Below are 21,995 nucleotides of genomic sequence, written 5' to 3'. Positions count from 1 at the left end.
GGGCGCCGCTCCACCCGGGCCGCGTGGCGGGCCCCCCCCACCCCCACGTTGTGGCGTCACCCCACATTCCCGTCGGCCCCCCCCGCGCGCGCGGGGGGGGGGGGGCCCCCCCCCCCCCCCCCACCACCCTCCCCGCTCTCCCGCCGCGACCCTGGAGAAGACCGCCCATGCGAATGCGCACGACCGTCCTCCGCACCCTCCTCCTCGGCCTGTGCGGGCTGCTGCTGCTTCCCGTCGGCCCCGCCGCGGCCGCGGACAACGGCACCTGGGGCGTCTTCCCGACACCGCCGGCCGGTGCGGCGATGACCGACCGGGCGTACTTCTTCCACCAGGGCGCCGCCGGGGCCGCCATCGGCGACAGCGTGACGCTCCTGAACTCCTCGGACCGGGAGCTGACCTTCCGGGTCTTCGCCACGGACGCGGTGAACACCCCCTCGGGCGGCGCGTTCGCCCTCCTGCCCGCCGAGACGAAGCCGCGGGACGTCGGCGCCTGGATCGCGCTGGGGCCGGAGGCGGCGGGCACCGTCACCGTCCCGCCCAAGGGCCGCAAGGACATCCCCTTCACCGTCAAGGTCCCCCAGGACGCGGCCCCGGGCGACCACGTGGGCGGGATCGTCGCGCTGAACACGCAGGTCGAGGGAATCCAGCGGGAGGGCAGGGTGCAGGTCGGGGTGAAGCGCCAGGTGGGCGCCCGGCTGTACCTGAGGGTGCCGGGTCCGCTGACCCCGGCGCTGAGCGTGGAGGACGTACGGGTCGCCCGCGGCGCCCCGCTGCTGCCCTGGACGAAGGACGCCCGCGCCACCGTCACCTACACCCTGGTCAACCGGGGCAACGTGGTGGTCGAGCCGAAGGTGGCGGTCTCGGCGCGCGGCCTGTTCGGGCGCCGAGTGTTGGACCGGCCCGCCCGCGGCCCGAAGCCGGCGCTGCTGCCCGGCCAGCGGATCACGCTGACCGAACCGTGGCCGGACTCCCCCCAGTTGGACCGGGTCGGGGTGGAGGTCAGGGCGAGCGCCGCCGCCTACCCCGGCCTGGACTCGCGGGCCGGTACGGAGTTCCTGGCCGTCCCCTGGCCGGCGGCGGGCACGCTCCTCCTGCTGTCCGGAGCGGGCGTCGCCCTCCTCGTGCTGCGCAGGCGCCGCCGCGCGGCCCCGCAGGCAGCGGAACCCGTACCGGACCTGGCGGGGGCACGCTGACCGCGCACGGCAGGAACCCCCGGCCGGTGAGGGTTGGCCGGGGGTGCCTGCTGTTCGGGGGCGTGCCCGGGGGTGTGCCGAGGGCGCGCCGAGGGGGTGCGGCGGAAGGCGTCAGTGGTTGCGGGGGAAGCCGAGGTCGACGCCCGCGTGGTCCTCGGACGGGTCGTGCCAGCGGGTGGTGACGACCTTGCCGCGCGTGTAGAAGTGGATGCCGTCGTTGCCGTAGATGTGGTGGTCGCCGAAGAGCGAGTCCTTCCAGCCACCGAAGGAGTGGTAGCCCACCGGCACCGGGATCGGCACGTTGACGCCGACCATGCCCGCCTCGATCTCCAGCTGGAAGCGGCGGGCCGCGCCGCCGTCGCGGGTGAAGATCGCGGTGCCGTTGCCGAACGGCGAGGCGTTGATGAGGGCCACGCCCTCCTCGTAGGTCTCGGCGCGCAGCACGCACAGCACCGGGCCGAAGATCTCGTCGCGGTAGGCGTCGGAGTCGGTCTTGACGTGGTCGAGGAGGGACAGGCCGATCCAGTGGCCGTTCTCGTGGCCGTCGACCGTGTAGCCGGTGCCGTCGAGGACGACCTCCGCGCCCTGGTCGGCGGCGCCCTTGACGTACGAGGCGACCTTGTCGCGGTGCGCGGCGGTGATCAGCGGGCCCATCTCCGACGCCGGGTCGTTGCCGGGGCCGATCTTGATCTTCTCGGCGCGCTCGCGGATCTTCTCGACGAGGGCGTCGCCGATGGCGCCGACCGCGACGACGGCCGAGATGGCCATGCAGCGCTCGCCGGCCGAGCCGTAGGCGGCGGAGACGGCCGCGTCGGCGGCGGCGTCGAGGTCGGCGTCCGGCAGGACCAGCATGTGGTTCTTGGCGCCGCCCAGGGCCTGGACCCGCTTGCCGTTGGCGGAGGCGGTGGTGTGGATGTGGCGGGCGATCGGGGTGGAGCCGACGAAGGAGACGGCGGCCACGTCCGGGTGGGAGAGGAGGGCGTCGACGGCGACCTTGTCGCCGTGGACGACGTTCAGCACGCCCGCCGGGAGGCCGGCCTCGGTGGCCAGCTCGGCCAGCTTGTTGGCGGCCGAGGGGTCCTTCTCGCTCGGCTTGAGGACGAAGGTGTTGCCGCAGGCGACGGCCAGCGGGAACATCCACATCGGCACCATGGCCGGGAAGTTGAACGGGGTGATGCCCGCGACCACGCCCAGCGGCTGGCGGATGGAGGCCACGTCCACGCGGTTGGACACGGACGTGGACAGCTCACCCTTGAGCTGGGTGGTGATCCCGCAGGCCAGCTCGACGATCTCCAGGCCGCGGGCGACCTCGCCCAGCGCGTCGGAGTGCACCTTGCCGTGCTCGGCGACGATCAGTTCGGCGATGGCGTCGCGGTTGGCGTCCAGCAGGGCGCGGTAGGCGAACAGCACCTTGGTGCGGGCGGCCAGCGAGGACTGGCCCCAGGACAGGAAGGCCTCCTTGGCGATCCGCACCGCCGCGTCGACCTCCTCGGCGGAGGCCAGGGCGACCTGCGTGGTGACCTCGCCGGTGGCCGGGTCGGTGACCGGGCCGTAGTTGCCCGACGCGCCCTCGACGGTCTTGCCACCGATCCAGTGGTTGACGGTCTTCATGCTTGCTCCTTCACAGATGGCGACGTCGCTGCGCGGCTTGCCGGTCGTACTCTTCGCGGGCCTGGGCCGCCGACGCACGGGTCGCGGTCTCGGCCACGGGAACATCCCACCACGCCTGTGCCGGGGGTGGGCCCGACACAGTGTCGGGTGTTCGGGTCTGTGCGTAGACACATGTGGGACGGTCGGCCCCGCGCGCCTCGGCCAGGGCTTTTCGCAGGTCACCGATGGTGCGGGTACGGATCACGGCCATCCCGAGGGAGGCGGCGTTGGCCGCCAGGTCCACCGGAAGGGGGTCGCCCGTGTACGCGCCGCCGGGGCCCCGGAAGCGGTACGCCGTGCCGAAGCCCTCGCCGCCGACCGCGCCCGAGAGGCCGCCGATGGAGGCGTAGCCGTGGTTGTCGAGGATCACCACCCTGAGCGGGACGCCCTCCTGGACGGCGGTGACGATCTCGGTCGGGTTCATCAGGTACGAGCCGTCGCCGACGAGCGCCCACACCGGCCGGTCCGGGGCCGCCAGGGCCGCTCCGAGGGCGCCCGGGATCTCGTAGCCCATGCAGGAGTACCCGTACTCGACGTGGTACTGGTACGGCGAACGGGCCCGCCACAGCCGGTGCAGGTCGCCCGGGAGCGAGCCGGCCGCGTTGACGATCACGTCGGTGTCGTCGACGACGGCGTCCAGGGCGCCGAGCACCTGCGCCTGGGTGGGGACGGCGTCCTCGTCGGGGGCGTGGAAGGCCTGGTCCACCAGGGCCTCCCAGTAGCCCTTGGCCTTGCGGTACGTCCGCTCGTACGCGGGGTCCACCCGATGGCCCGCCAGCTCGGCGCGCAGGGCGTCCAGGCCCTCGCGGGCGTCCGCGACCAGCGGCAGGGCGGCCTGCTTGTGGGCGTCGTACGGGTCGAGGTTGAGGCCGAGGAAGCGGACGCAGGGGTCCTGGAAGAGGGTGGAGGAGGCGGTGGTGAAGTCGGTCAGCCGGGTGCCGGCCGCGATGACCAGGTCGGCGGCGCGGGCCAGGTCGTCGGCGGTGGCGGTGCCGGTGTGGCCGACGGCGCCCACCTCGGCCGGGTGGTCGTGGCGCAGGGCGCCCTTGCCCGCCTGGGTGGCGGCGACGGGGATGCCGGTGGCCTCGGCGAAGGCCCGCAGCGCCTCCTCGGCCCCGCTGTGCCGGATGCCGCCGCCGACGATCATCAGGGGCCGGCGGGCCTCCCGTACGGCCTCGGCGGCGGCCCGCAGCTCGGCGGTGCCGGGCCGGGGGCGGCGCACCGCCCACACCCGCTCCGCGAAGAACTCCTCGGGCCAGTCGTACGCCTCGGCCTGCACGTCCTGCGGCAGCGCGAGGGTGACGGCGCCGGTCTGCACCGGGTCGGTGAGCACCCGCATCGCCTGGAGGGCCGCCGGGACCAGGGCCTCGGGCCGGCTGATCCGGTCGAACCAGCGGGAGACGGGCCGCAGGGTGTCGTTGACGGAGACGTCCCCGGCGTAGGGGACCTCCAGCTGCTGAAGCACCGGGTCGGCGGGCCGGGTCGCGAAGGTGTCCCCGGGCAGCAGGAGGACGGGGATCCGGTTGACGGTGGCGAGGGCGGCCCCGGTGACGAGGTTGGTCGCGCCGGGCCCGATGGAGGTGGTCACGGCGTGCGCCGAGAGCCGGCCGCGCTGGCGTGCGTACCCGACGGCGGCGTGCACCATGGCCTGTTCGTTGCGTCCCTGGAGGAAGGGCATGGCAGCGGGCCCGCACTCCAGTAGGGCCTGCCCGATGCCGGCGACGTTGCCGTGCCCGAAGATCCCCCAGGTGGCGGCGATCAGCCGCTGTGTGCGGCCGTCGCGCTCGGTGTACTGGCGGCTCAGGAACCGGACGAGCGCCTGGGCGGTGGTCAGCCGGACGCTGCGCGGCGCGGTCAAGGGGTCTCCTCGGGTCGGGGGGCGGGCCGGTTCAACGGGAGCCTGGGATCGACTTCCTGCCCGGCCCACGCCCCGCGAATCCACGCGTGGTCGGGATGGTCGCGGATCAGCCACTCCCGCGTCGCGTCCGGGCCGGCCATCACGTTCAGGTAGTACATGTCGTGGCCGGGCGCCGCGATGGACGGGCCGTGCCAGCCGTCGGGGATGAGGACGACGTCACCCGAGCGGACCTCGGCGAGCACGTCCGTCTTCCCGGTGGGCGAGGGCGTCACGCGCTGGTAGCCGACGCCGGGGGTGTCGCCGTGCGGGGCGATCTCGTAGAAGTAGACCTCCTCCAGGCGGGACTCCTCGCCCGGGTGGTGCTCGTCGTGCTTGTGGGGCGGGTACGAGGACCAGTTGCCGCCGGGGGTCAGCACCTCGACGGCGATGAGCCGGTCGCAGGGGAAGGCGTCGGCGGCGGCGAAGTTGTGCACCTGGCGCGAGCACTGCCCGGCGCCGCGCAGCTCGACGGGCACCTCCGCGGCGGGCCCGTACCGGGGCGGCAGCCGCCGCTCGCACCGCGCCCCGACGAGCGCGAACCGGCCGCCTCGGGCGGAGGCCAGCCGGGCGGACGCGTCCCTCGGGAGGTAGACGAAGTCGGTCGGCCCGTCGAACACCGAGTCCCGCCCGCGCAGCCGAAAGACCCCTGCGGGGCCTTCCCCCACCCCGCCCCTTCCCGAAACCGGGGGCTCCGCCCCCGGCCCCCTTGGGGCTCCGCCCCCAGACCCCCGCGCCTCAAACGCGGGCGGGGCGGGAAGACCGGGCGCTGCGCACCCGGTGCGCTCAAACGCCGCGCGGGCTGGATTTTCCAGCCCCGCCGGCGTTTGAGGCGCGGGGTCCGGGGCGGAGCCCCGGGGAACGGGGGAAGGGCGGGTAGGGGACCGCTCCGCGCAGCGGACCTCGCAGCTGCCCGACAGCGGGAGCACGATCCACTCCGCGTCCCCGCAGTCGTGCGCGTACGTCTCCCCGGGCGCGAGGTCGAGGACCCGCAGCCTCGTCCACTCCATCCCCGTCTCAGACAGCACCGGCACGGCCCAGCACCTCCTCCACCTCGTGCGGGAACGGCATCGCCGTGGAACAGGCCAGCCGCGAGGCGACGATCGCCCCCGCCGCGTTCGCGTACCGCAGGACCCGCTCCAGCTCCCAGCCCGCCAGCAGCCCGTGGCACAGGGCCCCACCGAACGCGTCCCCGGCTCCCAGCCCGTTGACCACCGTCACCGGCACCGGCGGGACCTCCACCGCCGTCCCGTCCCGGTGGACGGCGAGCACCCCCTCCGGCCCCCGTTTGACCACCGCCAGCTCCACCCCGGCGGCGAGCAGCGCCCGCGCGGCCGCGTACGGCTCGCTCTCGCCGGTGGCGACCACGCACTCCTCGGCGTTGCCGACGGCCACCGTCGCCAGCGCGAGCGCCCGCCCGTACCAGGGCCCTGGCGCGTCGCCGTCCCACAGCATCGGCCTCCAGTCCAGGTCGAAGACGGTCGTGCCGGATTTCGAGCGGGCCTCCAGCGCGGCCAGGGTCGCGGCTCGGCTCGGCTCGGCGCTGAGACCCGTACCGGTCATCCAGAACACCCGCGCGGCCCGCACCGCCTCCCGGTCGATCTCGCCGGGCTCGATCTCCAGGTCGGGGGCCTTCGGGAGCCGGTAGAAGTAGAGCGGAAAGCGGTCCGGCGGGAAGACCTCGCAGAAGGTGAGGGGTGTCGGGTAGCGCGCCACCTCCCCCACCCACCGGTCGTCGACCCCGAACCCCCGCAGCGCACCGCGCAGATACGCCCCGAAGGGGTCCGCGCCGGTCCGGCTGATCACGGCCGTGCGCCGCCCGAGCCGGGCGGCGGCGACGGCGACGTTCGCCGGCGAGCCACCGAGGAACTTCCCGAAGGTGTCGGCCTCCGCGAGCGGTACGCCCGTCTTCAGGGGGTAGAGATCCACCCCGATCCGCCCCATCGTGATGAGGTCGTACGCGGACCCGTCCCCGGCCCCGTTCCCAGCGTCCCCCGTGGTCACGTCGGGCACTCCTCCCACTCCCACTCGTCCTCCCTTTCCCCTCGGACCTCGCACCCTAAGGTGGCCGTCATGACCTCCTCCCCGCCCGCGTTGACCCGTATCCGCATCGGTTCGGCTCCGGACTCCTGGGGTGTCTGGTTCGCGGAGGATCCGCTGCAGACCCCCTGGGACCGGTTCCTCGACGAGGTGTCGGACGCCGGGTACGAGTGGATCGAGCTCGGCCCGTACGGCTACCTGCCCACCGATCCGGTCCGGCTCGCCGAGGAGACCGCGAAGCGGGGCCTGCGGGTGTCCGCGGGCACCGTCTTCACCGGACTCCATCACGGCCCCGCCGTCTGGGAGCAGACCTGGGCGCACGTGTCGCGGATCGCCGGGCTCGCCCGGGACTCGGGCGCGGAGCACCTCGTGGTCATCCCCTCGTTCTGGCGGGACGACAAGACCGGCGGCATGCTGGAGGATCCGGTCCTCACCCCCGCCCAATGGCGTGAACTGACCACCCAGACCGAGCGCCTGGGCCGGGAGGTCCGGGAGCGGTACGGGCTGCGGATCGTGGTCCACCCGCACGCGGACACCCATGTCGACACCCCGGAGAACGTGGCCCGGTTCCTGGACGCCACCGACCCGGATCTGGTCTCCCTGTGCCTGGACACCGGGCACTACGCGTACTGCGGCGGGGACAGCGTCGAGGCCATCGAGACCTTCGGCGAGCGGATCGGCTACCTGCACCTCAAGCAGGTGGACCCGCGGATCCTCGCCGAAGTGGTGGCGGGCGGGATCCCGTTCGGGCGGGCCGTGGAGCGCGGGGTGATGTGCGAGCCGCCGTCGGGGGTGCCCGCGCTGGAGCCCGTGCTGGCCGCCGCTCAGCGGCTCGGGGTGGAGCTGTTCGCGATCGTGGAACAGGACATGTACCCGTGCCCGCCCGACCGTCCGCTGCCCATCGCCCGGCGCACCCGCGCCTACCTGCGCTCCTGCGGCGCCCGCTGAACCCGGAGGAAGACACATCATGAACACGCTCGGCATCGCCGTCCTCGGCACCGGGAAGATGGGCGCCGACCACGTGCGGAGGATCGGCGACACGGTCGGGGGGGCGCGGGTGGTGGCCGTCGCCGATCCGGACGGGGAGCGGGTCAAGGCGGTCGCGGACCGGGTGGAGGGCGCGGCCGCGTTCACGGACCCGGCGGCGGCCGTGGCGGCCCCGGGGGTGGACGCCGTACTGATCGCCTCGCCCGGCCCGGCGCACGAGGAAGCGATTCTGCACGCCCTGGAGCGGGGGCTGCCGGTGCTCTGCGAGAAGCCCCTGACCCCGGATCCGGAGGGGGCGCTGCGGGTGCTGGAGGCGGAGCGGCGGCTGGGCAGGCGGCTGGTGCAGGTGGGGTTCATGCGGCGTTTCGACGCCGAGTACGAACGGCTCAAGGAGCTGCTGGACGGGGGCGGGATCGGCCGGCCGCTGTTCCTGCACTGCCGTCACCGCAACGCCGCCTCGCCGTCCTTCTTCACCAGCGACATGCTGATCAGCGATTCCGTGGTGCACGAGGTGGACGCGGCCCGCTGGCTGCTGGGCCAGGAGGTCACCGCCGTGACGGTGCTCTCGCCGACGCCGTCCTCGGCCGCGCCCGAGGGGCTGCGCGACCCGCGGATGGTGCTGCTGGAGACCTCGGGCGGGGTGATCGTGGACGTGGAGATCTTCGTCAACTGCGGGTTCGGCTACCAGGTGCAGTGCGAGGCGGTCGGGGAGTCCGGCAGCGCCCGGATCGGGGACGGCCACGCGATGGTGGTCCAGTCGGGCGGCCGGTGGGGCGGGGAGATCACCCAGGACTTCACCGTCCGCTTCGCCGACGCCTACGACCGCCAGGTGCGGCGGTGGGTGGCGGCGGCCGCGCGGGGGCGGGTGGACGGCCCGGACGCCTGGGACGGGTACGCCGCCGCCGCCGTCTCGGAGGCGGGGCTGGCGGCCGCGCGCAGCGGTGCGCGGACCGAGGTGCGGCTGGTGGAGCGGCCGGAACTCTACCGCTGAGCCTCCGCCCGCGTCCGGGATCCTCGGGACGGCTCCTGTGCCGTGTTCGTCACGGGTGTCGCGCCCGTGTCACACATATCCGGATTACGCGGGTCTTTCGTCACAGGCGGTTCACAGCCCCTCCCCCGCCCCCACCGGCCGTCGTTTCTCCGGGCACAAAGCGAGTGATCGTCAGTGTCCGCGCGCCGGCTCCCCCGACGGCCTCCCGGCCGGCCCCGGGGCGTGGACGAGGAGGTGTCGTGGATGAGCGACCGGCAGCTGTGGTCCTACAAGGAGATCGCCGCCCATATCCGGGTGCAGCCGGACACCGTGCGCTCCTACCGCAAGCACGGGCTGCTTCCGGCCCCCGACCACGTGGAGGGCGGCAAGCCCTACTGGCTTCCCGACACGATCCGGGCATGGGTGGCCCGCCGGCCCGGCAACCGGGGGCGGCGCGAGGAGTGATCCCGACGGCCGCACACGACCGCCGGGCGCACGGGCACACACTGGAGGGGGGCCGGAGCGCGGCTCGATACCGAGTCAATACCCCCTAGGGGTATAGTCTCTGGTAGAGAGAGACACCCCCTGATAGGAGAACGACATGACCGCCGTGACGGAAACCGTGTACAAGGTCACCGGAATGACCTGTGGGCACTGCGAGGGCGCCGTGACCGCCGAGCTGACCGCCCTGCCGGGCGTCACCTCCGTCAAGGCCGTCGCCGCCACCGGTGAGGTCACCGTGGTGTCCGCCGCCCCGCTCGCCGAGGCCGACGTCCGCGCCGCCGTGGACGAGGCGGGGTACGAGCTCGCCGGCCAGGCCTGAGCCCCCCTTCCTTCCGCAGCACCCCGCCGGGCCGCACCCGCCAGCCCCCGCCTGGACCGTGCGGCCCGGCCCTTCCCCCGGAGCGGGACATGAGCAGCAGCACAGTGCACGAGGGGCCCATAACCGCGGCCGGCGGCGGCCCGGCGGAGATCGAGCTGACCATCGGCGGGATGACCTGCGCCTCGTGCGCGGCTCGCATCGAGAAGAAGCTGAACCGGATGGACGGGGTCAGCGCCACGGTGAACTACGCCACCGAGAAGGCGCACGTCTCCTACGGCGACGGCGTCCGGGTGACCGACCTCATCGAGACCGTGGTCCGCACCGGGTACACGGCCGAGGAGCCCCCGCCGCCCGAGCCGGAGCCCGCACCCGGCACCGGGCCGCACGCGCCGTCCGGCGCCGACGCCGACCCCGCGCTCGCCGCCCTGCGGCAGCGGCTGCTGGTGTCCGCCGCCCTGGCCCTGCCCGTCGTCCTGCTGTCGATGGTGCCCGCCCTCCAGTTCGACAACTGGCAGTGGCTCTGCCTGACCCTGGCCTCCCCCGTCGTGGTGTGGGGCGCCCTCCCCTTCCACCGGGCCGCCTGGACCAACGCCCGTCACGGCGCCGCGACCATGGACACCCTGGTCTCGGTCGGCACGCTGGCCGCCTACGCGTGGTCCCTGTGGGCCCTGTTCTTCGGGCACGCGGGCATGACCGGCATGCGGCACGGCTTCGAGCTGACGATCACCCGCACGGACGGCTCCTCCGCCCTCTACCTGGAGGTCTCGGCGGGCGTCGTCACCTTCATCCTGCTCGGCCGCTACCTGGAGGCCCGCTCCAAGCGGAAGGCGGGCGCCGCGCTGCGGGCGCTGCTGGAGCTGGGCGCCAAGGACGTGGCCGTGCTGCGGGGCGGGCGGGAGGTCCGGATCCCGGTGGGCGACCTCGCCGTCGGCGACCGGTTCGTCGTCCGGCCCGGGGAGAAGATCGCCACCGACGGCACGGTCGTCGAGGGCTCCGCCGCCGTGGACGCCTCGATGCTGACCGGCGAGTCCGTCCCGGTCGAGGTGGCGGTCGGGGACGCCGTCACCGGCGCCACCGTCAACGCCTCCGGGCGGCTCGTCGTGGAGGCCGGCCGGATCGGAGCCGACACCCAGCTGGCCCGGATGGCCCGGATGGTGGAGGAGGCGCAGAGCGGCAAGGCCGAGGTGCAGCGGCTCGCCGACCGGATCTCCGGCGTCTTCGTGCCCGTCGTCCTGCTGCTCGCGCTCGGCACCTGGGTCGCCTGGCTGCTGGTCACCGACGACGCCACCGCCGCCTTCACCGCCGCCGTGGCCGTCCTGATCATCGCCTGCCCCTGCGCCCTGGGCCTGGCCACCCCCACCGCCCTCATGGTCGGCACCGGGCGCGGCGCGCAGCTCGGCATCCTGATCAAGGGCCCGGAGGTGCTGGAGTCCACCCGCCGGGTGGACACCGTGGTCCTGGACAAGACCGGCACCGTCACCACCGGCCGCATGGCCCTGTCCGGGGTGCACCCCGCGGAGGGGGTGGACGAGAAGGAGCTGCTGCGGCTCGCGGGCGCCCTGGAGCACGCCTCCGAGCACCCGATCGCCCGGGCGATCGCCGCCGGAGCCGCCGAGGCGGCCGAGGCCGCGGGCGGGCTGCCGGTCCCGGAGTCCTTCGAGGCACCGCAGTCCTTTGAGAACATCGCCGGGCTGGGCGTCCGCGGGGTGGTCGAGGGCCGCTCCGTGCTGGTGGGGCGCGAACGGCTGCTGGCCGAGCGGGGCATCGCCCTGTCCGGCGCCCTCGCCGGGGCCGGGGCGGCCGCCGAGGCCGCCGGCAGCACGGCGGTGCTGGTCGCCTGGGACGGCGAGGTCCGCGGGGTGCTGACCGTGGCCGACGCCGTGAAGCCGACCAGCGCCGAGGCCGTGGCCCGGCTGCGGGCGCTCGGCCTGACCCCGGTCCTGCTGACCGGCGACAACAGGGCGGTGGCCGAGACGGTGGCCCGGGAGGTGGGCATCGACGAGGTGATCGCCGAGGTGCTCCCGCAGGACAAGGTGGACGTGGTCCGCCGGCTCCAGGCCGAGGGCCGTACGGTCGCGATGGTCGGCGACGGGGTCAACGACGCGGCCGCCCTGGCCCAGGCCGACCTGGGCCTGGCGATGGGGACCGGCGCCGACGCCGCCATCGAGGCCGGCGACCTGACCCTCGTACGGGGCGACCTTCGGGTGGCGGCCGACGCCATCCGGCTCTCGCGCCGGACGCTGGCCACCATCAAGGGCAACCTGTTCTGGGCCTTCGGATACAACCTGGCGGCGCTGCCGCTGGCCGCGGCCGGCCTGCTCAACCCGATGATCGCGGGAGCCGCGATGGCCTTCTCCTCGGTCTTCGTCGTCACCAACAGCCTGCGGCTGCGCTCGTTCCGCTGACGGAGGGCCTCCTCGGGGCCTCCACATCTCCTTCACTGGAGACGCAGATCACAGTGATGACAACGTAACCATCCGGGGTCGTCCCGGGTCTAATGGGGCGATGCCGGAAACATCTTGGGGGATGTTTCACGGAGGTCTTGGGGGACGTCCGCGGCATTCGCCGGCCGGGACGCGTGCCCTCGGGAAGCCTTGAGCGGCCCTCCCGACCCGAACGGGTCCCGGCAGCACACCGACGCCCCGGCGCGGGTCCCGTGGGGGGAATCCGCCGCCGGGGAAAGGAAAGCGCCCCGCCCGTCGACCCGTGGGGGGATCGACGGCGGGGCGCTTTTCGCGTGTCCGGGCCCTGGGGGCTCAGATTCAGCGGGCCTCGACCGGGACGAAGTCGCGCAGGACCTCGCCGGTGTAGATCTGGCGCGGGCGGCCGATGCGGGAGCCGGGCTCCTTGATCATCTCGTGCCACTGCGCGATCCAGCCGGGCAGGCGGCCGAGCGCGAACAGCACGGTGAACATCTCGGTCGGGAAGCCCATGGCCCGGTAGATCAGACCGGTGTAGAAGTCCACGTTCGGGTAGAGGTTGCGCGAGACGAAGTACTCGTCGGCGAGCGCGTGCTCCTCCAGCTTGAGCGCGATGTCCAGCAGCTCGTCGCTCTTGCCGAGCGCCGAGAGGACGTCGTGCGCCGCGGCCTTGATGATCTTCGCCCGGGGGTCGAAGCTCTTGTAGACGCGGTGCCCGAAGCCCATCAGGCGGACGCCGTCCTCCTTGTTCTTCACCTTGCGGATGAAGGCGTCGACGTCGCCGCCGTCCTTCTTGATGCCCTCGAGCATCTCCAGGACGGACTGGTTGGCGCCACCGTGCAGCGGGCCCCACAGGGCCGAGATGCCGGCGGAGATCGAGGCGAACATGTTCGCCTGCGAGGAGCCGACCAGGCGGACGGTGGAGGTCGAGCAGTTCTGCTCGTGGTCCGCGTGCAGGATCAGCAGCTTGTCGAGCGCGGAGACCACGACCGGGTCGAGCTCGTACTCCTGGGCCGGCACGGAGAAGGTCATGCGCAGGAAGTTCTCGACGTAGCCGAGGTCGTTACGCGGGTAGACCACGGGGTGGCCGACCGACTTCTTGTACGCGTAGGCCGCGATCGTCGGGAGCTTGGCGAGCAGGCGGATCGTCGAGAGGTTGCGCTGCTTCTCGTCGAACGGGTTGTGGCTGTCCTGGTAGAAGGTGGACAGCGCGCTGACGACCGAGGACAGCATGGCCATCGGGTGGGCGTCGCGCGGGAAGCCGTCGTAGAACCGCTTGACGTCCTCGTGCAGCAGGGTGTGCTGGGTGATCTCGTTGCGGAAGGACGCGAGCTGGTCGACGGTCGGCAGCTCACCGTTGATCAGGAGGTAGGCGACCTCGATGAAGGTCGAGCGCTCCGCCAGCTGCTCGATCGGGTAGCCGCGGTAGCGCAGGATGCCCTGCTCACCGTCGAGGTAGGTAATCGCGGACTTGTACGCGGCGGTGTTGCCGTAGCCGCTGTCCAGAGTGACGAGCCCGGTCTGGGCCCTCAGCTTCGCGATGTCGAAGCCCTGGTCACCGACGGTGCTCTCGATCACCGGGTAGGTGTATTCGCCGTCCGCGTACCGGAGTACTACAGAGTTGTCGCTCACGTCATCCCTCACCGACGTAGTGCCTCTTCTTCGAGGTGCCCTGACTGCCTCTACCTTCCCCCATTTGGCGCAGGAGAGTGCACTCGGGGTCGGCCTTTGGTCTTTTTGGCGGCACTGAGTGCCGTCAACCTGCACATCCTGCCCTGCGCGTGCCGCTTGTGGGAACCCAAATGATCGATCATCTAGGTGATGTTTCCCACCGGTATCCTTCCGGCGAGCCTGGCCGCCACCGCCGTGAACCTCCTGCCTGCGGAAACGGTCCGCACGGCCTGGCCGAGGGCCTTGCGCGACCCGACCAGGACGACGAGCTTCTTCGCCCTGGTCACAGCGGTGTAGAGCAGGTTCCGCTGGAGCATCATCCAAGCCCCGGTCGTGACCGGGATCACGACCGCCGGATATTCGCTCCCCTGGGAGCGGTGGATGGTGACGGCGTAGGCATGCGCCAGCTCGTCCAGCTCCGCGAACTCGTACCCCACCTCCTCGTCCTCCTCCGTACGGACCGTCAAGCGCTGCTCGTCCAGGTCGATAGCGGTCACCACGCCGACGGTGCCGTTGAAGACGCCATTGGCGCCCTTCTCATAGTTGTTCCTGATTTGCGTGACTTTGTCACCCACGCGGAAGACCCGGCCGCCGAACCGCTTCTCCGGCAGGTTCGGCCTGGCCGGGGTGATGGCCTGCTGGAGCAGGCCGTTCAGGTTGCCCGCGCCGGCCGGTCCCCGGTGCATGGGCGCCAGTACCTGGATGTCGCGGCGCGGGTCGAGCCCGAATCTGGCGGGGATCCGGCGGGCGGCCACGTCCACCGCGAGCACTCCCGCCGCCTCCGTGTCCTCCTCGGGGAAGAGGAAGAAGTCCGGCAGGCCGTCGGTGAGGGGCGGCACTCCGGTGTTGATGCGGTGGGCGTTGGTGACCACGCCCGACTGCTGGGCCTGCCGGAAGATCCGGGTCAGCCGGACGGCGGGCACCGGCCCTCCCTCGGCGAGCAGGTCCCGCAGCACCTCGCCCGCGCCGACGGAGGGGAGCTGGTCCACGTCGCCGACCAGCAGCAGGTGCGCACCGGGGGCCACCGCCTTCACCAGTTTGTTGGCGAGCAGCAGGTCCAGCATCGAGGCCTCGTCGACCACGACCAGGTCGGCGTCCAGCGGCCGGTTCCGGTCGTAGGCGGCGTCCCCGCCCGGTTTCAGCTCCAGCAGCCGGTGCACGGTGGAGGCCTCGGCGCCGGTGAGCTCGGACAGCCGCTTCGCCGCCCGGCCGGTGGGGGCGGCGAGGACCACCCTGGCCTTCTTGGCCCGGGCCAGCTCCACGATGGAGCGCACGGTGAAGGACTTCCCGCACCCCGGGCCGCCGGTGAGGACGGCGACCTTGCGGGTCAGGGCCAGCCGGACCGCGTCCCGCTGCTCGGGGGCGAGGGCGGCCCCGGTCCGGGCCGCGAGCCAGCCCAGGGCCTTCTCCCAGTCCACGTCCCGGAAGCCGGGCATCCGGTCCTCCTCGGTGTTCAGCAGCCGGCGGACCTGGCCCGCCAGCGACAGCTCGGCCCGGTGGAAGGGGACCAGGTACACGGCGGTGAGGGGGTCCGGGCCGCCCTGGGGGTCGGGCACGGACTCCCGTACGACCCCTTCCGGATCGGCGGCCAGTTCGGCCAGGCACTCGATGACCAGCCCGGTGTCCACCTGGAGCAGCTTCACCCCGTCGGAGATGAGCCGCTCCTGGGGGAGGAAGCAGTGGCCCTGGTCGGCGGACTGGGACAGGGCGTACTGGAGCCCGGCCTTGACCCGCTCGGGGCTGTCGTGCGGGATCCCGACGGCCTGGGCGATGCGGTCGGCGGTGAGGAAGCCGATGCCCCAGACGTCGGCGGCGAGCCGGTACGGCTGGTTGCGCACCACCGAGATGGAGGCGTCCCCGTACTTCTTGTAGATGCGGACGGCGATGGAGGTGGAGACCCCGACGCCCTGGAGGAAGACCATGACCTCCTTGATGGCCTTCTGCTCCTCCCAGGCGGCGCCGATCAGCTTCGTCCGCTTGGGGCCCAGGCCCGGTACCTCGATCAGCCGTTTCGGCTCGGCCTCGATGACGTCGAGGGTGTCGGTGCCGAAGTGTTCCACGATCCGGTCGGCGATCCTCGGCCCGATGCCCTTGATCAGGCCGGAGCCCAGGTAGCGCCGGATGCCCTGGATGGTGGCGGGCAGGACCGTCGTGTAGTTCTCGACGCTGAACTGCCTGCCGTACTGCGGGTGCGAGCCCCAGCGGCCCTCCATGCGCAGGGACTCGCCGGGCTGGGCGCCCAGCAGCGAGCCGACGACGGTCAGCAGATCTCCGGCGCCCCGGCCCGTGTCGACCCGGGCGACCGTGTAGCCGCTCTCCTCGTTGGCGTAGGTGATGCGCTCCAGCACCCCCTCGACCACCGCCGTTTGCCCCGCCCCGTTGTTCGCCATGGCACGAAGCTACCGTCCCGCGCCGACAGCGGGCCGACCCTGTGGACGAACGAAAGGGGGTCCGGCCTCACGGCCGGACCCCCTCACGGTTACCCCTCCCTCGTCGGACTTCCCGATCCCCCCGGATCCCCTCCCGGAAGTCCCGACGCACCGTACGACCCGCGTGCGGCCCGAAGGGTTGCATGCGGAATCACGGCTTTACCTTTCCATGACCGACGGTGGTCCGCAGGTCGCTCTGAGATGCCGACAAGCCAGCGCACACACAGCGTTCCCGGCATGAGCGAACCTTCCTTCCAGGACGACGTGATGCGCGAGCTCGGCGACGACCGGCTCCAGGAGATCGCCGGCCTGCTCGGCACCGACCGCGCCGGCGCGCAGGACGTGGTCTCGACGACCGTCGGCACCATGGCCGGCGGCCTCCAGGAGAAGGCCGACGGCGGCGGCAAGAAGTAGCGGCGGGGACGGCCGCCAGGGGCTGTCGTCGAAGTCCTGTCGTCGCCCGCGCGGCAGACGGGAGTTCGACGGCAACCCCTAGCGGGCCGCCTCGACCGGGCCGGGACCGGCGGCGGCCGCCCCCGCGCGGGCGCCGCCGGTGGCCGGAGCGCCCCGCTTCCCGCCCGCCGGCGCCAGCGAGGTCAGCCCCACTCCGCCGACCAGCAGCACGGCCGCCAGCCAGCGCAGCCCCGAGACCGACTCCCCGAGCACCAGCGCGGCCGAGGACATCCCGAACACCGGTACCAGCAGGGAGAACGGGGCGACGGCGGAGGCCGGGTAGCGGCGCAGCAGGTAGCCCCAGGCGCCGAAGCCGAACACCGTGGACACCCAGGCGACATAGCCGATGACGGCCGCCCCGGACCAGTCCAGGGCCCGCAGCGCGGCAAGGTCCCGTTCGGGCCCCTCCGTCAGCAGCGACAGCACGAGCAGCGGCACCACCGGGACCGTGCACACCCACACCATGAAGTTCAGCGCGTCGGGCGGGGCGGCCTTGCGGGTGAGCACGTTGGACACGCCCCAGCAGGCGGCGGCCGCCACGACCAGCGTGAACCCGGTCGCCGGGCCGGACAGGCCCCGCTCCATGGCGGCGACCGCGATCCCGGCCAGCGCCACGGCCATGCCCAGCATCCGCACCCGCCCGGGCCGCTCGCGCAGCACGGCGGCGGCGAGGACGGCGGTGAACACGGCCTGGATCTGGAGCACCAGCGAGGACAGCCCGGCCGGCATCCCGGCGGCCATGCCCGTGAACAGCAGCCCGAACTTGGCGATGCCCAGGGCCGCCCCGACCCCCACGATCCACTTCCAGGCGACCTTGGGCCGCCCCACGAAGAACACGGCGGGCAGCGCGGCCACGAGGAAGCGCAGGGCGGACAGCAGCAGCGGCGGGAAGTGGCCGAGCCCGATCTGGATGACGACGAAGTTGAACCCCCAGACGGCGGCGACGAGTACGGCGAGAGCGGTGTGTACGGGACGCATGCTCCGAGCATCGACGCCCCGACGATGTAGCACCAGCGCCGATCTCTTCCGGTACGGATGAAGCACTGCTTACGGTTCCCGTCCCGCGCCCCTACGATGGGCGGATGCTCGACCTGCCCCGGCTGCGCGCCCTGCACGCCGTCTCCGTCCACGGCTCCGTCGCCGCCGCGGCCGCCGCCCTCGGCTACACCCCCTCCGCCGTCTCGCAGCAGATCGGCAAGCTGGAGCGGGAGACCCGCACCACCCTGCTGGAACGGCGCGGGCGCGGGGTGGCCCTCACCGAGGAGGCCCGCCACCTGGCCGAGACGGCCCGGGAGTTGCTGGCCATCGTCGAGCGGGCCGAGACCACCCTGGAGGAGCGGCGCGGCCTGCCCGGCGGGCTGCTGACCGTGGCAGCCTTCGCCTCGGCGGCGCGCGGACTGCTGCCGGGGGTCCTGGCCGACCTCGCCGCCCGCCATCCGGCGCTGGACGTACGCCTCACGGAGGTGGACCCGCACCTCTCCGTGGACCTGGTGGCCCGGGGCGTCACCGACCTGGCGGTGGCCCACGACTGGGACATCGCCCCGCTGCCCGCTCCCGAGGGCGTGGAGCACGCGCTGATCGGCGACGACCGCTGCGACCTGATCGTCCCCGCGGGGCACCCCTTCACCGCCCGGCGCCAGCTCCGCCGGTCGGACCTGGGCGGTCAGCGGTGGGTCTGCCAGCCGCCGGGGCGAGTGTGCCACGACTGGCTGATGCGGACCCTGCGCACGGCCGGGTTCGAACCGGACGTGGCGCACATGGCCGAGGAGAACCACACCATCGTCGCGCTGGTCGCGGCCGGGCTCGGGATCGCGATCGTGCCCCGGCTGGGCACCGGCCCGCTGCCGCCCGGCGCGGTGGCCGTCCCCCTGGAGCCGGTCCCCGTACGCCGGCTGTACGCCCTGTGGCGGACGGGCGCGTCCCGCCGGCCGGCGATCACCGAGACCGTGCGCACTCTCCGGGAGCACTGGCCGGCCGTGTCCGGCCTGCTTCCGGGGGACGCCGCGGGTGTCCCGGGGACGCGGGGCGCGGTCCGGGAGTAGGGTCCCGGGAGTGCCGTACCACGCCTCCCGCCGGTCCCTGCTCGCCGCCGCGGCCATGGCCGCCGCCACGGCCGCCGGCGCCGCCACGGCCGCCGTGGGCTCCCGCCGCACCCCCGACGACCCCCGCTCCCCCGAAGGTCCCCCGGGCGGCCGTCCGGACCGGGAGCGGCTGCGCGCCCTGGTGGCCTCGATGGGGCTGCCCGAGCTGGTGGGACAGCTGTTCGTGTCCCGGGCCTACGGGCACTCGGCGACCGATCCCGACCCGGCGGACGCGGAGCTGAACCGGGCCCAGTTCGGGGTGCGGACCGCCGCCGAACTGGTGGCCCGCTACCACCTGGGCGGTGTCGTCTACTTCGCCTGGGCGCACAACACCCGCTCCCCGCGGCAGATCGCCGCCCTGTCCAACGGCCTCCAGCGGGCCGCGGCCGGCTCCGGGGCCGGGGTCCCGCTGCTGCTCTCCGTCGACCAGGAGCACGGCGCCGTCGCCCGGATCGGCCGCCCCGCGACCCTGTTCCCCGGGGCGATGGCGCTCGGCGCGGGCGGCTCCCCCGTCGGCGCCCGCCGGGCGGCCCGGGTGGCGGGGTCGGAGCTGGCCGCGCTGGGCATCCGGCAGGACTACGCACCGGTGGCCGACGTGAACGTGAACCCGGCCAACCCGGTGATCGGCGTCCGCTCCTTCGGCTCCGACCCGCGCGCGGTGGCGGAGCTGGTCTCCGCCCAGGTGCGCGGCTACCAGGGGGCGGGGGTGGCCGCGACGGCGAAGCACTTCCCGGGGCACGGGGACACCGAGACCGACAGCCACGTCGGGCTGCCGGTGATGCGGCACAGCCGCGCCCAGTGGGAGGAACTGGACGAGCCGCCGTTCCGGGCGGCGGTCCGGGCGGGCGTGGACGTGGTGATGACGGCGCACATCGTCTTCCCCGCGCTCGATCCCTCGGGGGATCCGGCGACCCTCTCGCGGCCGATCGTGACCGGCCTCCTGCGCGAACGCCTGGGCTTCCGGGGGGTGGTGGTGACCGACGCCCTCGACATGGCCGGGGTCCGCCAGAAGTACGGGGACGAGCGGGTCCCGGTCCTGGCCCTCAAGGCGGGCTGCGACCAGCTGCTGAACGCGCCCGACCTGGGGCTGGCGTACCGCAGCGTGCTGGCGGCGGTCGGGTCGGGCGAGCTGACGCGGGAGCGGGTCGAGGAGTCGGTGCTGCGGATCCTGGAGGTCAAGGCCCGCCGGGGCCTGTTCGACGACCCGTACGCCGACGAGGAGCGGGTGGACGCGGCGGTGGGCACCGGGAAGCACCTGGAGGCGGCCGACGCGGTCGCGGCCGGGACGACCACCCTGCTGGCCAACCCGCGCGGGCTGCTCCCCCTGGACGCTTCGGCCCGTCCCCGGCTGCTGGTGACCGGCGCCGATCCGGCCTCCCCCACGGGGACGACGGGACCGTCCACGGCGGTCCTGGCGCGGGAGCTGACCGCCCTGGGCTGCCGGGCGCGGGCGCTGGCCCCGGAGCGGGCCGTGGCGGCCGCGCCGGGCCACGCGGCGGTGCTGGTGTGCACGTACAACGTCCCGGAGGGGGCCGGTCCGCAGCGGACGCTGGTGGCGGACCTGATCGCGACGGGCGTCCCGGTGGTGCTGGTGGCGGTCCGCAACCCGTACGACCCCGCGCGGCTGCCCGACTGTGCGGCGGAGGTGGCGACGTACGGCTGGACGGACGTGGAGATGCGGGCCGCGGCCCGGGTGCTGACGGGGGCGCGGCGGCCGGCCGGCCGGCTGCCGGTGCCCGTCCCGGGCCGCTACCCGCTGGGCCACGGGCTGGCGTACTGACGTACCCCGTCCCGCGGCCCGGCGGGGACCGCTACGGCCGCAGGGAATCGCGGCGCAGGTCGGTCCGGTCGAGCTCCGGGTCCGGCTTCGCCGGCGGGGCCGCCTGCGGTGCGGCCTTCTGCGTGCTGAACACGTTCGCGGCGGGGGCCACTCCGGCCCACTGGAGGATCCGCGCGGTGGCCAGGGCCTTCTCGCCGTCCTGGAGCTTGGAGACGTTGGCCCCGTGGTTGGCGCCCGGTGCGATCATCACGTAGCTGTCGGTCGCCCCGTACCCGATGTGGAAGGGCTCGGCGCCCCACGGGTCGTTCTGCCCGTACACGAACAACATCTGGTGGGCGTTGTTGCGCACCCAGTTGTCCACGTCCGCCATGGCTCCCGGCTGGAAGGCCATGGGGATGTCGCGGGGCACGAAGTCGCGCGGCGGCTGGTAGCCGTAGCGGCTCAGCCCCTTCAGCCAGGGCTGCTTGATGTCGGGCGAGCCGAGCTGGGTGCCGGCCTGGTAGTAGTACGGCGTGTAGGTCTCCAGGCCCTGGTCGGTGTAGGCCGAGAAGCCGGAGATGGTGTCGACGCTGTCCCAGATCTGCTGGTCGGTCGCGGCCTTGGCGTCCGGCAGGGTGCCGCAGTCGGAGAGCAGGCTGTACTGCCAGAAGGCCCAGGTGTAGTCGAGGACGACGGCCTCGAAGGCCTTGTCCAGGCTGCCGACGGTGTTGAAGGTCCAGCCGTTGGCGGCGGCGGCCTCCTTGTACTTGGCCTCCAGCGGCTCGCGGCGGACCAGGGCCTCGCGCTGGACGGCCGCCAGCTTGTCGCGGCACTCCTTGGTGCCGACCTTGGTGAAGAACCGGTCGTAGGCCGAGTCCTCCTTGTTGACCACGTCGTTGGGCGCGACGTAGGCGACGACGCCGTCCATGTCGCGGGGGTAGAAGCGCTCGAAGTACGTCGCCGTCATCCCGCCCTTGCTGGCTCCGGTGGCCAGCCAGTTCTTGGTGTAGATCTTCTTCAGGGCGGTGAAGATGCGGTGCTGGTCGCTGGCGGCCTGCCAGATGTCCAGCTTCGACCAGTCCGCCGGGTCGGGGCGGGACGGGTTGAAGAACCGATACTCCATGGACACCTGGTTGCCGTCGACTATGGTCGTCGGCTCGGCGCGGCGCGGGTTCGTGTTGACGTTGTAGCCGGAGGTGTAGAACACCGTCGGCCGGGACTCGTCCTTGTGCAGCAAGGTGATGCGCTGCTTGAAGGTGCCCTTCGACGGCTGCCGGTGGTCGATCGGCTGCTCGTAGTTCAGCACGAAGAACCGGTAGCCGGGGTAGGGCTTCTCCTCGATCAGGCTCATGCCCGGGATGGCGAGGATCCGGTCCTTGATGTCCGCGGTGGCGCCCTGCCCGGCGGTGGTCGGCGCGGCGGCGGGCGGCTCGGCGGCGGTGGCCGCCTGCGCCGTGAGACCGGCCGAGCCGAAGGTGCCGATGAGCACCGCGAGCGGCAGCAGCCGGCCAAGGGTCTTGCGCATGCACTGAGCCTTTTCCATCTTCAGCCTGAGCTGGCCAGATGCAGGGTGAGGACAGCCTGAACAAGGCTCGTGATGCGGGTGGTCGAGCAGCGGAGCTTGC

General features: G+C 73.3%; 17 protein-coding genes. 9 read left to right on the top strand and 8 right to left on the bottom strand.

Annotated elements, in window-relative coordinates:
• Positions 1–167 precede the first annotated feature (167 nt).
• On the top strand, positions 168–1,193 hold the full coding sequence (locus ACFY15_RS20920) for a WxL protein peptidoglycan domain-containing protein (protein ID WP_390825903.1): 1,026 nt from the start codon (positions 168–170) through the stop codon (positions 1,191–1,193).
• A gap of 111 nt (positions 1,194–1,304) precedes the next feature.
• Here the strand turns inward: ACFY15_RS20920 and ACFY15_RS20915 are convergent, their stop codons facing one another.
• From ACFY15_RS20915 to iolC, 4 genes are read right to left on the bottom strand one after another with little or no spacing between them, the layout of a single operon-like run.
• Positions 1,305–2,804: a CoA-acylating methylmalonate-semialdehyde dehydrogenase gene (locus tag ACFY15_RS20915; RefSeq protein WP_390687375.1), complete on the bottom strand. Its 1,500-nt coding sequence runs from the start codon at positions 2,802–2,804 to the stop codon at positions 1,305–1,307.
• A gap of 10 nt (positions 2,805–2,814) precedes the next feature.
• A complete protein-coding gene (iolD, locus tag ACFY15_RS20910) occupies positions 2,815–4,701 on the bottom strand; it encodes a 3D-(3,5/4)-trihydroxycyclohexane-1,2-dione acylhydrolase (decyclizing) (RefSeq protein ID WP_390687376.1) in 1,887 nt (628 codons plus the stop codon).
• Positions 4,698–5,747 carry a 5-deoxy-glucuronate isomerase gene (gene iolB, locus ACFY15_RS20905; RefSeq protein ID WP_390687564.1) on the bottom strand — a complete coding sequence of 350 codons (1,050 nt, stop codon included), beginning with the start codon at positions 5,745–5,747 and terminating at the stop codon, positions 4,698–4,700. The genes iolD and iolB overlap by 4 nt, the downstream gene beginning before the upstream one ends.
• A 7-nt stretch (positions 5,748–5,754) precedes the next feature.
• Positions 5,755–6,741: a 5-dehydro-2-deoxygluconokinase gene (gene iolC / locus ACFY15_RS20900; RefSeq protein ID WP_390687377.1), complete on the bottom strand. Its 987-nt coding sequence runs from the start codon at positions 6,739–6,741 to the stop codon at positions 5,755–5,757.
• Between the two features lie 69 nt (positions 6,742–6,810).
• On the opposite strand from iolC, the gene ACFY15_RS20895 reads away from it, so the two are divergent.
• From ACFY15_RS20895 to ACFY15_RS20875, 5 genes are all read left to right on the top strand, one after another.
• On the top strand, positions 6,811–7,725 hold the full coding sequence (locus ACFY15_RS20895) for a sugar phosphate isomerase/epimerase family protein (RefSeq protein WP_390687378.1): 915 nt from the start codon (positions 6,811–6,813) through the stop codon (positions 7,723–7,725).
• A 19-nt stretch (positions 7,726–7,744) separates the two neighbouring features.
• Entirely contained in the window at positions 7,745–8,755 is a 1,011-nt protein-coding gene (locus ACFY15_RS20890) for a Gfo/Idh/MocA family protein (RefSeq protein WP_390687379.1), read from the top strand.
• A 243-nt stretch (positions 8,756–8,998) separates the two neighbouring features.
• Positions 8,999–9,199 carry an AlpA family transcriptional regulator gene (locus tag ACFY15_RS20885; RefSeq protein ID WP_042816568.1) on the top strand — a complete coding sequence of 67 codons (201 nt, stop codon included), beginning with the start codon at positions 8,999–9,001 and terminating at the stop codon, positions 9,197–9,199.
• 136 nt (positions 9,200–9,335) lie between these two features.
• Positions 9,336–9,557: a heavy-metal-associated domain-containing protein gene (locus ACFY15_RS20880; protein ID WP_390687380.1), complete on the top strand. Its 222-nt coding sequence runs from the start codon at positions 9,336–9,338 to the stop codon at positions 9,555–9,557.
• A gap of 89 nt (positions 9,558–9,646) precedes the next feature.
• The gene (locus ACFY15_RS20875; RefSeq protein ID WP_390687381.1) at positions 9,647–11,962 is read left to right on the top strand and encodes a heavy metal translocating P-type ATPase; all 2,316 of its coding nucleotides are present in this window, start codon (positions 9,647–9,649) and stop codon (positions 11,960–11,962) included.
• Positions 11,963–12,319: 357 nt separating this feature from the next.
• On the opposite strand, the gene ACFY15_RS20870 is transcribed toward ACFY15_RS20875, so the two are convergent.
• Together ACFY15_RS20870 and ACFY15_RS20865 are read right to left on the bottom strand one after the other, a co-directional pair.
• Positions 12,320–13,609 (bottom strand): citrate synthase, encoded by a 1,290-nt coding sequence (locus tag ACFY15_RS20870; protein WP_344156426.1) that lies wholly within the window; start codon positions 13,607–13,609, stop codon positions 12,320–12,322.
• 182 nt (positions 13,610–13,791) lie between these two features.
• On the bottom strand, positions 13,792–16,038 hold the full coding sequence (locus ACFY15_RS20865) for an ATP-dependent RecD-like DNA helicase (RefSeq protein WP_390687382.1): 2,247 nt from the start codon (positions 16,036–16,038) through the stop codon (positions 13,792–13,794).
• Positions 16,039–16,314: 276 nt separating this feature from the next.
• Here ACFY15_RS20865 and ACFY15_RS20860 point away from each other — a divergent pair, with 276 nt between their 5' ends.
• Positions 16,315–16,491, top strand: a complete 177-nt coding sequence (locus tag ACFY15_RS20860; RefSeq protein WP_390687383.1) for a hypothetical protein — start codon at positions 16,315–16,317, stop codon at positions 16,489–16,491.
• Between the two features lie 78 nt (positions 16,492–16,569).
• Here the strand turns inward: ACFY15_RS20860 and ACFY15_RS20855 are convergent, their stop codons facing one another.
• Positions 16,570–17,508 carry an EamA family transporter gene (locus ACFY15_RS20855; RefSeq protein ID WP_390687384.1) on the bottom strand — a complete coding sequence of 313 codons (939 nt, stop codon included), beginning with the start codon at positions 17,506–17,508 and terminating at the stop codon, positions 16,570–16,572.
• A gap of 104 nt (positions 17,509–17,612) precedes the next feature.
• Here ACFY15_RS20855 and ACFY15_RS20850 point away from each other — a divergent pair, with 104 nt between their 5' ends.
• A complete protein-coding gene (locus tag ACFY15_RS20850; RefSeq protein WP_390687385.1) occupies positions 17,613–18,572 on the top strand; it encodes a LysR substrate-binding domain-containing protein in 960 nt (319 codons plus the stop codon).
• A gap of 55 nt (positions 18,573–18,627) precedes the next feature.
• Positions 18,628–20,391, top strand: a complete 1,764-nt coding sequence (locus ACFY15_RS20845; RefSeq protein WP_390825981.1) for a glycoside hydrolase family 3 protein — start codon at positions 18,628–18,630, stop codon at positions 20,389–20,391.
• Positions 20,392–20,422: 31 nt separating this feature from the next.
• Here ACFY15_RS20845 and ACFY15_RS20840 read toward each other — a convergent pair whose 3' ends face one another.
• Entirely contained in the window at positions 20,423–21,895 is a 1,473-nt protein-coding gene (locus ACFY15_RS20840; RefSeq protein ID WP_390687386.1) for an aminopeptidase, read from the bottom strand.
• Between the last annotated feature and the right edge of the window lie 100 nt (positions 21,896–21,995).

The organism is Streptomyces sp. NPDC001373 (assembly GCF_042895815.1).
GTDB lineage: Bacteria > Actinomycetota > Actinomycetes > Streptomycetales > Streptomycetaceae > Streptomyces.
This window is presented reverse-complemented; position numbering and strand designations above follow the sequence as displayed.

Coding starts and splice junctions, on each gene's coding strand:
- ACFY15_RS20840 (WP_390687386.1), bottom strand. CDS start 21,895: ATGCGCAAGACCCTTGGCCGGCTGCTGCCGCTCGCGGTGCTCATCGGC.
- ACFY15_RS20855 (WP_390687384.1), bottom strand. CDS start 17,508: ATGCGTCCCGTACACACCGCTCTCGCCGTACTCGTCGCCGCCGTCTGG.
- ACFY15_RS20885 (WP_042816568.1), top strand. CDS start 8,999: ATGAGCGACCGGCAGCTGTGGTCCTACAAGGAGATCGCCGCCCATATC.
- ACFY15_RS20895 (WP_390687378.1), top strand. CDS start 6,811: ATGACCTCCTCCCCGCCCGCGTTGACCCGTATCCGCATCGGTTCGGCT.
- ACFY15_RS20915 (WP_390687375.1), bottom strand. CDS start 2,804: ATGAAGACCGTCAACCACTGGATCGGTGGCAAGACCGTCGAGGGCGCG.
- ACFY15_RS20920 (WP_390825903.1), top strand. CDS start 168: ATGCGAATGCGCACGACCGTCCTCCGCACCCTCCTCCTCGGCCTGTGC.
- ACFY15_RS20860 (WP_390687383.1), top strand. CDS start 16,315: ATGAGCGAACCTTCCTTCCAGGACGACGTGATGCGCGAGCTCGGCGAC.
- ACFY15_RS20865 (WP_390687382.1), bottom strand. CDS start 16,038: ATGGCGAACAACGGGGCGGGGCAAACGGCGGTGGTCGAGGGGGTGCTG.
- ACFY15_RS20850 (WP_390687385.1), top strand. CDS start 17,613: ATGCTCGACCTGCCCCGGCTGCGCGCCCTGCACGCCGTCTCCGTCCAC.
- ACFY15_RS20875 (WP_390687381.1), top strand. CDS start 9,647: ATGAGCAGCAGCACAGTGCACGAGGGGCCCATAACCGCGGCCGGCGGC.
- ACFY15_RS20845 (WP_390825981.1), top strand. CDS start 18,628: ATGGCCGCCGCCACGGCCGCCGGCGCCGCCACGGCCGCCGTGGGCTCC.
- iolB (WP_390687564.1), bottom strand. CDS start 5,747: ATGGAGTGGACGAGGCTGCGGGTCCTCGACCTCGCGCCCGGGGAGACG.
- ACFY15_RS20880 (WP_390687380.1), top strand. CDS start 9,336: ATGACCGCCGTGACGGAAACCGTGTACAAGGTCACCGGAATGACCTGT.
- ACFY15_RS20890 (WP_390687379.1), top strand. CDS start 7,745: ATGAACACGCTCGGCATCGCCGTCCTCGGCACCGGGAAGATGGGCGCC.